Source organism: Halomonas sp. (genome assembly GCF_029263665.1).
In the GTDB taxonomy this organism is placed as follows: Bacteria; Pseudomonadota; Gammaproteobacteria; order Pseudomonadales; family Halomonadaceae; genus Halomonas.
In genome coordinates this window covers 78,440-91,259 of the sequence record NZ_JAJUFQ010000007.1, presented here as the reverse complement: position 1 = coordinate 91,259, position 12,820 = coordinate 78,440, and the positions used below count along the sequence as shown (strand labels likewise).

At 48.4% G+C, this 12,820-nt stretch carries 6 protein-coding genes; all 6 read left to right on the top strand.

Annotated features, from left to right (window positions below; translation table 11 throughout):
* Positions 1-4 precede the first annotated feature (4 nt).
* The gene (glnE, locus tag Q1K07_RS09560) at positions 5-3,019 is read left to right on the top strand and encodes a bifunctional [glutamate--ammonia ligase]-adenylyl-L-tyrosine phosphorylase/[glutamate--ammonia-ligase] adenylyltransferase (RefSeq protein ID WP_300310158.1); all 3,015 of its coding nucleotides are present in this window, start codon (positions 5-7) and stop codon (positions 3,017-3,019) included.
* Positions 3,020-3,279: 260 nt separating this feature from the next.
* A complete protein-coding gene (locus Q1K07_RS09555) occupies positions 3,280-3,924 on the top strand; it encodes a response regulator transcription factor (protein WP_300310156.1) in 645 nt (214 codons plus the stop codon).
* Positions 3,925-3,960: 36 nt separating this feature from the next.
* A complete protein-coding gene (locus Q1K07_RS09550) occupies positions 3,961-7,584 on the top strand; it encodes a transporter substrate-binding domain-containing protein (protein ID WP_300310154.1) in 3,624 nt (1,207 codons plus the stop codon).
* A 152-nt stretch (positions 7,585-7,736) separates the two neighbouring features.
* Positions 7,737-9,050 (top strand): TolC family outer membrane protein, encoded by a 1,314-nt coding sequence (locus Q1K07_RS09545; protein ID WP_300310153.1) that lies wholly within the window; start codon positions 7,737-7,739, stop codon positions 9,048-9,050.
* Positions 9,051-9,070: 20 nt separating this feature from the next.
* Entirely contained in the window at positions 9,071-10,444 is a 1,374-nt protein-coding gene (locus Q1K07_RS09540) for an Ig-like domain-containing protein (protein ID WP_300310151.1), read from the top strand.
* Between the two features lie 203 nt (positions 10,445-10,647).
* The gene (locus tag Q1K07_RS09535; RefSeq protein WP_300310149.1) at positions 10,648-12,759 is read left to right on the top strand and encodes a type I secretion system permease/ATPase; all 2,112 of its coding nucleotides are present in this window, start codon (positions 10,648-10,650) and stop codon (positions 12,757-12,759) included.
* The last annotated feature ends 61 nt before the right edge of the window (positions 12,760-12,820 follow it).

Genomic DNA, 12,820 nt, shown 5'->3' with positions numbered 1-12,820 from the left:
TGCCATGGACCTGAGCATGGATTTCCTACCTCGTGAGAATATCCCGGCTCCCTTGTTTGGAGCCTTGGACAAGGCCTGGGGGCAGCTTCTCTCGAGCATTGAGCAAAGCGACAATCTAGCGGCAATGCGAGGCGTGGAAATACCCTCTGAAGTCTATCTGGCATTGGAACCTCATCGACGCATCCAGTTGGCCAAGGTATTGACTGTGTCGCGCTTTGCTGGCGCTACTCTGGTGCGTCATCCCGAGTGGCTGGCCAGTCTGGACTCCAGTGGTGAGTTGGATGCTGCCTTGGCGCCGCAGGCGCTTAAAGAGTTGCTTGATGAAGGACTGGAGGCTGCCGAGGACGAAGCTGCCATGCATGCTGTCGTGCGCCGCTATCGGCGTGCGCGGATGTTGGGAATTGTATGGCGCGACCTGACCCGTCCACCGGGTGTTGATGCCTGGAACACAAGCGCTGCAGTATCACGTCTGGCTGAAGTATGTGTCGAAGGTGTGCTGAGCTGGTTGGAACGTCACTTCGAACCCCGCTGGGGCCTGCCCGCACCACGTCGAGATGGCAGTGAACAGCGCTTGGTCGTGCTTGGCATGGGAAAGCTGGGGGCGGGCGAACTCAACCTGTCATCCGATATCGATCTGATTTTTGCTTATCCCGAGAAGGGTGAAACGACGGGGGGGCGTAAGGCCCTGGATCATGTCGAGTATTTCACCAAGCTGGGACAGAAGCTGATAGCCGCTCTGGATGCCGTGACCAGTGAGGGGTTCGTGTTTCGTGTCGATATGCGCTTGCGCCCGCTGGGTGATGGAGGCCCTCTGGTTGGCAGCTTCGCTTCTCTGGCGAGCTATTACCAGGACCAAGGGCGTGAGTGGGAGCGCTATGCCATGCTCAAGGCGCGTCCTATCGCAGGCGACATCGATGCTGGTTACGAACTGTTGTCCAGCTTGCGTCCTTTCGTCTACCGCAAGTACCTGGATTTCGGTGCTATTGAATCCCTGCGTGAGCTCAAGGCGATGATCAATCGTGAGGTCAAGCGCAAGGGCATGGAAAGCAATATCAAGCTTGGCTCGGGCGGGATTCGCGAGGTGGAGTTCGTGGTCCAGGTTTTTCAATTGATTCGCGGGGGCTGCGATACCGAGCTTCAAGTAACTTCGTTGAAGACAGCGCTGCAGCGTCTGGCAGAGTTAGGCCTCCTGCCCCAGAAGGTAGTCGACGAGTTGATGCCAGATTACATTTTCTTGCGGGACCTGGAGCATGCGATCCAGGCATTGGAAGATCGGCAGACTCAGGCGCTGCCTACGGAGCATCTGGATCAGGAGCGGGTTGCCTTTGCCTTGGGCATGGAAGGTTGGAATGAACTGCTGGTGTGCCTGAGGGCTGTGCGAGATCGAGTGAGGCGCCACTTTGATGCGGTCATCAGCCAGCCTGAGGATGATATCGAAGAGGAAGAGGAACACTCTGAACGTGAGGTGTGGAGTCAACTGTGGCGTGGCGAGCCTAATGAGGAAGAAGCTTTGCTGTTGCTTGCTGATGGGGGCTTCGAAGATCCGGATGTGGCCTTGAAGAGGATCAGGGGGTTATCTGGATCACGCCAGGTTCAGGCCATGCAGCGAGTGGCTTATGAACGCCTGGATGCCCTGATGCCCATGTTGATAGAGGCCGTGGTTGCAAGCGAGACGCCAGATACAGCTCTAGAAAGAGTGCTGCCACTTATCGAAGCGGTGCTTCGACGTACGGCGTACCTTGCACTGCTGCGAGAAAACCCCGATGCACTGGGACACTTGATGCGCTTGTGCAGTGCCAGTCCATGGATTGCAGAGCAGATTGCACGTTACCCCGTACTGCTCGATGAGTTGTTGACCCCTGATACTCTCTATACGCCGGCCGACAAGGAACGCTTGGCTGACGAGCTTCGCCAGATTCTGGCCCGTATCCCCGAGGAAGATGAGGAAAGCCAACTCGAAGCATTGCGAGTGTTCAAGCATGCCCAAGTGTTGCACGTGGCAGCGTCGGATATTGCAGGGACCCGTCACCTGATGAAGGTGAGTGACTTTCTTACCTATATTGCCGAGGTCGTACTGGATGCTGTGCTGGCCATGGCTTGGCGAACACTGACACGCAAGCATGGCTTTCCGATAGGGCACGATGGCGAACGTGCAGGCGAAGTTCCCGAGTTTCTGATCGTTGGCTATGGAAAACTGGGAGGCATCGAGTTGGGGTATGGCTCGGATCTTGACCTGGTGTTCCTGCATGATGGTGCGTCCCAGGGCGAAACAGATGGTCCCCGGCCGATTGATAACAGTGTGTTCTTCACCCGCCTGGGCCAGAGGATCATTCATCTGCTTTCTGCGGTGACACCAGCCGGCTCACTGTATGAGGTTGACATGCGTTTGAGGCCTTCGGGTAATTCTGGGTTGTTGGTCAGTTCGATGACGGCTTTTGCCGAATATCAGCGAGAGCAGGCCTGGACCTGGGAACATCAAGCATTGGTACGAGCGAGAGTAGTATCGGGACATGAGCGTTTGGCACAGCACTTTGAGTCCATTCGCAAGGAAATCCTGGGGCGTCAACGTGATCGAGATGAACTGCGCAAGGAGGTGGTGCAGATGCGCCACAAGATGCGCGATCACCTAGGTTCTAAAAATACAGGTTCTAAAAATACAGAAGAGAATGCTGATGGTGAGGGCGTTACCTTTGATCTGAAGCATGATGCAGGTGGGATGATTGATATTGAGTTCATGTGTCAGTACGCGGTATTGGCATTGTCTCATTACACGCCGGAGCTATTGCGCTATAGCGATAACATGAGAATTCTTGAAGCTCTCGAAGAAACCGGTTATCTGCAGCAGGAAGAGGCCGTAGCGTTGCGGCAGGCGTATCTGGATGCGCGGGCGGCCAACCACCGTATGGCACTGACTCGGCAACCTGCTAGAGGCGATGTTGAGGCCTTTCGGCATCACCGGGAGGCAGTGATGGCTACTTGGCATAAGTGGCTGGAACCCAGCAGTGAGTCATTGAGTTAAACATATATATAGATTACCTTAAAAACTATAATGCATTAGTCAGTATTATGGATTTAAAAAGCCCTTCTCCCTCAATAGGAGTAGGGCTTTTTTATTGTAAAAGTGGCATGGTCCAAGTGATGAAAATGAATTATGCTGCATCGCACAGCGGCCGGCTAATGAAGCATATAAAACGAATCATATAAGGTTGTTGTGGTCGTCAAAAAAACGGTACACAATAATCTTCCGGCCTTGAATCTTATAGAAGGCAGGTACACAAAATGTTAGATAAGCCAGGAGCGAGAGTGGTGGTGGTGGATGACCATCCCATGATTCGTCTTGCTGTTTCATTTTCTCTTGATAATCATGGGATTAAAGTCGTCGGTGAGTCAGATAATGGTGCAGACGCTGTCCAGTTGATCAAGGAGAAGAAGCCAGATCTTGCTATACTAGATATCGGTATTCATGGCCTGGATGGATTAGCTGTGATCAGAAGAATCCAAGCCTTGGATGACCGATCCCGGGTATTAGTCTTGACTTCCTATCCCCCTGAGATTTACGCCATGAGGTCTTATCTAGCAGGTGCATCAGGGTTTGTCAGTAAAGATAAGGATATGTCCATTCTAGTTAGTGGAGTAAAAACAATTCTAGGAGGGTATACATTTTTTCCTAGCCTATCCTCTGACCCTTCAGAAGCATCATGTAATAGTGAGTGTGATCTTATAAAGTTATTGTCTAACCGTGAACTCATGGTATTCAATAAATTGCTTAAAGGAATGAGTAATAAAGAGATTTCCCAATCCATGCTACTAAGCAATAAGACTATTAGTACTTATAAGGTGCGGATTTTTGATAAGTTGGGCGTTAGTAATATGATGGAGTTATATGATTTGGCTCGGCGCCTTAATGTGCTGGATGGTTTGTGAGAGATGAGTTCAATGTCTTGGAATGTATGGAGGGTCTTGCTGTTTTTTCTCTTTAGTATAATGGTTGGTGTGAACAGCTTTGCCAAGGATGGGAAAGCTCAGGATCTATCATATGTGCAAGCCAAAAAAGTCCAGTTTCTAGGTAGGCCTGGTGTGATCCATACACCAATAAGTTTATCCGTAGATGAGCAGCAGTGGCTATTAAAAAGAAGCTCCCTGAAAATAGGGATAGCAGAACCATTTGTTATACCTTATGAAGTTTTCTTTGGCGAAGGTCAGTACGAAGGTGTTAGTGCTGACGTCCTTTGGGTCCTTAAAAGAGTGACTGGAAAGGATATTGAAGTATATAAGTTTCCATCACTGTCAGCCGCAAGCGATGCCATGAAAAAAGGTGACATTGATGGAATTATTAATGTAAGAGAGGGGGATGTGGGATCTGATGGCATCTGGTACAGCCAAGCTTATATCAAGCCTCAAATAGCGCTGGTTCGTGCAAATGGTAATATCGGTGAGGAAGAAAGTAGGACTAAATTTGATTATGTCTATGATGCTTGGAATAGGCGTGCAGTAGATAATACCACTGTATCGCCAAAAATATCCGGGCGATCTGTCGAGATGAAAGCTTCTCCTCTAGAGGCTATTTCTGAAGTAGTATTTGGAAAAGCTAATGTTGCTGTTACAGATAACATTAGCGCGCAGTTCCTGATTAGTCAGGCATATTCCAATGATGTTTATATCAGCAACCTGTCATATTACCCCTATGGCGGTATACGTTTTGCTTTATCTCAAGAGAGTAGTGAGCTTCAAACGATTATTGGTAAAGTGGCTGAGGAAATTGCAGATAATCAGTCAGAATCAATTCTTGGGCGATGGGATGGCGGGGGAGTTGTAGCGAGAAATAATCTCGAGCTTACCCCTGACCAGCAGACATGGATTAGCGATAATCCACTCGTGAAAGTGGGTGTCAATTATGACTTCCCTCCATACTCATACTACAATCGTGAAGGTAAGTATTCTGGGGTTACGCAAGATATATTGAACTTGCTTTCAGTGATGACAGGATTGAACTTCCAAACAGTTCCCTTTAGCACAGTAAGAGCTGCACAGTTAGCTCTGGATAGTGGGGAAGTCGATATATTGGCGGATTTCTCCCCTAATAAGGAGCGCCGGAGGACATTATTGTTCAGCCACCCATACCTGCTGAGCCCGTATGCTGTGGTTGGGCATAAGAATGACAATGACTTGATCACACAAGAACTGTTGAGTAAGTCGATGCTGGCAGTGCTGAAGGACAGTGCTATGGTGCCGGGGTTTCTGGAAAAATACCCCAATGCGAAGCTATTGTACAAAGATGATGTCCGCTCCAGCTTCCAAGCAGTAGAAAATGGAAATGCTCGTTACTCAATTCAGCCATTGTTGGTATCACGATATTTCATAGAGCGGATGAAGGGTACGCATCTTGATGTCAAGGATATTCTTGGAGGTGATGTATATAAAGCGTCTTTTTCAGCGACTTCCAGCAATGCGCAACTATTGGAAATAGTTGAAAAAGCACTGAGTTCTATAGAGCCAAACGAATTGGGCGTAATAGAGAATCGCTGGAGGACCAATCCAGTCCTTAAAACATCTGGATGGCAAGATTATCGTACTGCTGTAATCATATCTGTCGTTATATTCAGCGTCGTGATAGCGTTATCCTTTGCCTGGAACTTTCTTCTTCGCCGACAAGTAAATAGAAGGAAGAAAGCTGAATCCGGGCTGAAAGACCAAATTGAGTTCATGGAAGCAATGATAGAAGGGACTCCTCATCCGATTTATATTAGAGATGATAAAGGAGGAATGGTTCGCCATAATAGCAGCTATCAAGAGTTCGTAAAAGGAAACGTTCAGGAAATTCTATACAAAGATGATACTGCTATTTATTCCCTGGACGATACGTCGGCAAAGGAAATATATGATGACTACTGGTACGCGATAAAGTACGACAAGAAAATAATAAAAGATAGAAAAATAATGTTAAATGGAGAAGAGCTGACTGTTTATCACTGGGTCATTCCTTACAAGAGTCACTCAGGACAGGTCCGCGGAGTTATTGGAGGATGGGTTGATGTCAGTGATCGAGAAGAGCTAGTAAGAGATTTGCAGGTAGCGAAACAGTCTGCTGAAAGGGCCAATAGTTACAAGAGCACTTTTCTGGCTACTATCAGTCATGAAATACGTACTCCCTTGAGTGCGATGATTGGTATGCTGGAGTTGGTCGTAAAACAGTCAAACGAGCGACAGGTCGATGCGCGATTGATTGCCACTGCCTATGAATCTTCAAAGGATTTACTTAGTCTGATAGGAGATGTTCTGGATATCTCCAAGATAGAAGCTGGATATTTTGAGCTACATCCAGACCGTTATAATCCTGCGGATATATGTCGGAGTGTAATAAATACCTTTTCTCCTCTTGCAGAGAAAAAGGGCCTGGTCCTTAGCTTGAGTGCTCCAGATGATATTCATCAAGAAGTATATGTTGATGGTCAAAGATTAAGGCAGATTATCTCCAACCTTGTTAGCAATGCGATCAAGTTTACCGAGTCAGGTCAAGTTGGTGTATCTTTGTCACTTACTCCAAGAACCGATAAATATCTGGACGCTAGAATAATTGTTCATGATACAGGGTGCGGTATCGCACCGGAAGATATAGAGCGTCTCTTTGCTCCTTTCACGCAGCTTAAGCCAACAGTACAAGGCACGGGGCTTGGTCTTGTCATCTGTCGCCAGTTGGCACAGATGATGGGAGGAAATGTAGAAATAGAGAGCCAACTTGGCAAAGGGACAACGACGACCGTATCCCTTGTCCTTCCTCCTCTATCACCCTCAACTCATATATTTTCATCTGTAGATATGGAAGAGGAAGTTCTCTCTAGAATGCGTGTAATGGTGGTAGATGACCATGAGCCTAATCGCATGTTGATATCTCGTCAGCTGGAAATGCTAGGGCAGCAGGCTTTTGAAGTAAGTGATGGAGAGTCTGCCTTTGATTTATGGAAGAAAGACCAGTTTGATCTTGTTTTGACGGATTGTAATATGCCTGGAATGTCTGGCTATGAGCTGGCAAAAGCAATCCGAAAAGAGGAAGGTGTAGAGGGCCGAGATTCTTCGACTTACATATATGCTATCACCGCTAATGCTACTGCAGATGAGAATAACCGTTGTGTTGATGCAGGAATGGATGGATGTGTATTTAAACCATTATCTTTAGAAGATTTGAGAAGTTTACTGCTATCAGTACAAGCAAGAAAGAAAGTAAGCTGCAGGTTGAGAGATATCAGCGATGACGTTGATATATGCCGTATGTGTAAATCAATTGGTGTCGATCCGGACACGGCGAGAAAATTGTTGAGAGAGCTTTATCGTGCGAATGCCCAAGATATGGAAGCGCTCGATCAAGCGATAAGAGACTCCGATGAGGTTGCCCAGCTTGAGCTCGTTCATCGAATGAAAGGAGCGATTAGAATGGTAGGTGGTGGAAGAATTGTCGCCATGTGTGAACGTATTGAGCGTCTTTTTGATAGCCATGAATCGAGAAACGAGCGTAGCAAGCTCATACAGGAGCTTGTCGAGATGTTGTATGAGTTTCAGGCTTCCATTGCTCCATACACATCAGAGTAGAAATACAAAAAATGGGAAATTTCTGTCGTCCAAATAGGATAATTCCTACTTTCAAGCCAATATATATAGGGGAATATGATGCCTAAGTCTGCTCTCGGTAAGAGCATCGATTGCGGATCCACTAATAGATGGGATAGTTACTTTCATCAGCCATGAAAAAGACTTTATTTTATTTCTTCTCTACATTGTCACTATCCTCATCTTTCTGCATACATGCATATGCTGCTGAGCCTTTGAACGGACAGTCTGTCGCCATGCCTGCCATGGGGCTGCAGGAGGTTGTTCTACGGGCTTTCGAGACAGATCCTGCGGTAGTGACAGCTGCGGCGGATCTGGGGATCAGTACGGGTGAAGTGGAGGAGGCAAGGAGTGCATGGCGTCCTCAGGTTGGCTTTCAAGCTGGTGCTGGTGGAGCTGCAGATGATGATAGTGATTTTGATCAGACCCGCACATACGGACTTACCTTATCGCAATTAGTGTATGACTTCGGTCGAACAGACAGCACCATCGATCAGAAGTTGGCATTGTCACACGGTAAGCAGTATGGCCTGCAAATGGCCGTAAATAGTGTTGCAGCCAGGGCTATTCAGGCATATCTCAATGTCAAGCGTTATGAAGAGTTGAAGCGCGTGGCAGAAGAGGGGGTCAGCTCATTACAGAAAGTAAAAGGTATTGCTACCTTGCGAGTCGAAGGGGGCTTGAGCACAAAATCTGATGAGTTACAAACTGATGCCAGAATTGCCAGTATGTTGTCACAGATTGCAGATTATGATGCACAAATTGCTGCTGCAAAAGCTCAGCTTTCTGTATTGACAGGCGTGCAGGTTCAGGCATTGGCAGAATATCCAAATGATTTGAAGGACATCAAGACTAATCTTGACTCTATTGATTATTCCGTGATTCCTGAAGTTCAGCAGGTTGAGTCGCAGGCAGAAGCCTCGGAAAAAGGAGTTGATATTGCCAAGACCGAGCGTTTGCCTTCCTTTAGAGTAGAAGGCCAGCGCATCCGTTATGATACGGATGACGCTTATTGGGATACTTCTATTCAGCTTAAGATGGATGCTCCGATTTATCAGGGTGGAGCAGTATCTGCTCGTGTCAGGCAAGCCGAAAGTCAGGTGAAAATGTCAGAATCTCAGGTAAACCAGGCTCGACAGGATGTTCTTTTAGCTGCTTCTACAGCGAATTCAACTCTCCAAGGAACCAGAGAGCGAACTGTAGCTGCACAAAGACAGCTACAAAGCTCGCTGAAGTCGAGAGATGTTTATCGTGATGAATATTTGCTTGGAAATCGAAGCGTCAATGATTTGCTCAGCACCGAACAGGAAGTGTACCAGGCGAAAGTTGCTGTAAAAACTGCCATGTATGACCAATGGAAAGCTGTCATTGATTATCGCACGGCGATACATCAGTTGTTGCCTGCATTGCGTGTTCAGGCTCGGTCGGATTTGCTGCCGGATATCTAAGATGAGGTGTTCCGTAATCCATGTATATTAAGGTTGTTTCTCGCCTATCTCTAGCTTCGGTAGCATACGATAGCTCTACAGTAGCCTTATATGGGCCAAGTGTTGTTCACTTAAGCGCTCAAGCTGACCAGGTAACCAGTGTCCATCGTCAAGGAAATGACTTGGTCATGGTTCTGAATGGTGACCAGGGCGGAAAGGAAGTAGTACGTATTCAGGACTATTTCGCTTTCGTTTCTGATGGTGAAAATGCCAGTGAGCTTGTCCTAGATTCTGGCGATCAACTGGTGAAATACTCATTTTCTGAAGCTGATATGACAGAAGAGAAGCTGTTAGCAGATGGAAATGAGAATGGCATCCTGCTAGATCCCTCTGTAGAGCCTGTTGCCGATATCGATGAACTGCTCGTAGGAGAGAATGACTCTCTTGTTGCTTCTTTAGGTAACTGGCTGGGTTCACTAAGTCCGACGGCCTGGGGGATTGGCCTGGGAGGAATCCTTCTGGCAGGCGGTGCGGCGATAGCATTGATGGATGATGACGATGGTAGCAACACCCTCAAAAGGGATGATTCGTCTGACCCTTCAACTGCGCCGGTCACTTTTGATGCGGTGATGGATGATGAAGGGGAGAGTCAGGGAGCTCTGAAAGATGGGGATACCACTGATGATCGCACACCAACTTTTAATGGCACAGGGGAGCCAGGCGCATCAATACAAATTAATGATGCTAATGGCGAAACACTGGCGAGCACACAGGTAGCAGAGGATGGTACATGGACGGTAAGCCTGCCCTCCCAAGAAGATGGTGACCACCACTACCAGATTGTGCAGATCGTAGGGGATGACGTTCAGCAAGGTGACAGCATCGATATAACGATCAAAGGCGCATCAGAGGACCCTGTTGATACTCCGGATCCTGTGCTGGGGATTGATCCTGTCAGTGATGATGATGTCGTGACGGCGAATGAGCTGCAAGAGGGAATCTTGGTATCGGGCACTGCCACAGGGGTTGATGCCGGATCTATCATGATCATCACCCTGAATGGTAAATCCTATAATACAGAGCTTAATACGGATGGCAGTTGGGAAATTGAGCTGCCCGGTGAGACCGTGACGGATCTCTCGGCTGGTGAGCACGAACTGATGCTGACGGTGCTGGACGATGCTGGAGAAGCTCATAGCACGCAGCGCACACTATCGGTGGAAGATGCAGCGGCGGCCTTGTCAGCAGATATAGATGATCTTTCTATTGATTTGAGTGACTTGTTGGATAGTGGGAAGACAGCATCTACAACTACTGACGGAGGGTTTGACTCAGGTCATGATGTCATGTCGATGCAGAGCTCATCCTTCGATATGGCGGCGTTACTGGAAGGAAGTTCGCTACCTTTGGTGTGACCTGTTCTTGTGTATGTGCTAGCCACCGTATGAATTCAATATAAAAGGCCGTCCAGTGGACGGCCTTTTTTAGGCATTTTCCTACAATTTGTCCGGAAAGGTCTGGGGGATTTCGTGCCGGACGTCTCCTTAAACTGATTCAACACTTGTTTATTCGCCAAAGGCTTCTCATCTGGCCTGTCTGGCTGCGAGATATATATCATATGGGCACTCGTGATCATGAAGCATGGCTAACAGCTTTTGTCGCTGTCGCTAAGCATCATCGCTTGGATTTTTCTGAAGAAAATGTCCGGGTAGCAATGAGCTGGGAGCAAGACTCGCCCCTGGATCTATACCTGGAAGATATGGGCAAGCAGTTAGGAATGGCTGCGCGAAGCGTAAGCTTTTCTACTTCCATTCTTACACCTTGGCGAATGCCCATGGTGGTGCAGCTTCATGATGGCCAGATCGGCATGGTGGAGAAGATCGATCGAGATGGGAAAGCGCATGTCCAGTTCACTACAGATGCTGGCCTTGCGACGCCTTTTGACAAGGCGGAACTGGCAGAAAAGGTTGCACTTGCCATTCTGCTGAAACCTCGAGACTCTGCGCCCGATGCGCGCGTTGATGAATACCTCAAGCCATACAAGCGTAACTGGTTATGGAGCATCGTTTTCCGTGACTGGCGCAGGTATACCGACATCATCATCGCTTCGCTGGTGGCCAATGTGCTGGCGCTGGCCGGCATGACCTTCTCCATGCAGGTATACGATAGAGTGGTGCCAGCTCAATCCTACCCGACCTTGTGGGTTTTGTTTGGTGGTGTGATGCTGGCGATATGTTTCGAGTTTTGCATGCGTCTGACACGTACTCATATTTCAGATGTCATCGGTAAACGAGCAGATCTACGTCTGTCAGACAAGGTGTTTGGTCATGCTCTGCGGGTTCAGAATAGTGCGCGTTCCAAGTCGACCGCTTCGTTCATTTCTCAGGTCCGTGAATTGGAACAAGTGCGAGACCTGGTCACATCAACAACAATCGGGGCGGTTGCCGATCTCCCATTCTTCTTTTTGTTTGCTGCTGTCATTTGGCTGATCGGGGGGCCGCTGGTCTTTATTGTCCTGGCTGCTGTTCCCTTGTTGCTGATTCCAGGTATGTTGCTGCAGCGCCCTTTGGCCCGATTGGCAAATGATGGTTTGCGTGAGTCTGCCGTGCGCAACGCGACTTTGATCGAGTCAGTGGAGAATGTAGAAGACATTAAACTGCTATGTGCTGAACAAAGGTTTCAGAACCAATGGAACCATGCTAACCAGGTATCGGCAGATATTGCCAAGCGCCAACGTTTTCTGGTCGGCATGTTGATGACCTGGACGCAAGAAGTACAGTCCATTGTCTATGCTTCGGTGCTGCTGACGGGAGCTTATCTTGTCATCAATGGTGATCTGACCACTGGTGCTCTAGTTGGTACCAGCATTCTAGCGTCTCGCACAATCGCCCCCTTGTCGCAGATTTCCGGTGTGTTATCCCGATGGCAGCAGGCCAAGGTAGCGCGTAATGGTCTTGATGAGCTGATGAAGCGCCCATTGGATCAGCCAGAAAATGGGCGTGCTGTGCACAAGGCGGTAATTCGTGGTGGGTATGATCTTCGTAATGTCGAGTTCTGGTATGACGAAGAAAAGAAAGTCTCCAACTTATCGATACCTAACCTGTCGATCAAACCTGGGGAGAAGATCGCTCTTTTGGGACGTAATGGTGCTGGTAAGTCAACTTTATTGCAGCTACTGGCTGGTATGCGATTTGCCTCCCAAGGACGTGTATTGATTGATGATGTGAACATTACATCATTGGATACAGGCGATCTGCGGCGCGATATGTGCCTGTTGCACCAGAACACCAAATTGTTCTTTGGTTCATTGCGTGAAAACCTGATCATGGGCTCGCCTCTGGCGACAGATGAAGAAATTCATCAGGCATTGGTGCTGAGTGGTGCCTTGAGCTTTGTTCAGCAGCAGCAAGGTGGGCTGGATTACATGATCATGGAAGGTGGCTTGGGGCTGTCTGGCGGCCAACGTCAAGCGCTGCTGCTGGCCCGCCTGCTGATTCGCAGCCCTAATATAGTGCTCCTCGACGAACCAACGGCTGCAATGGATGAGATGACCGAGCGCCAGGTGGTCAAGCAGCTCAAACGCTGGATGGGGCAGCGGACCTTGGTGGTGGCGACTCACAGACCAGAATTACTTGATTTGGTGGACCGAGTGATCGTGGTCAATGACGGAAAGATCGTCGCTGATGATGCGCGCGACGTAGTGCTCAAGAAGTTTTCCAAGGCCTCCTGAGGTCAGCCGATAGATAGGGAGGCAAGAGGCCAATGTCGGGTATATCCAATCTAAATGCACC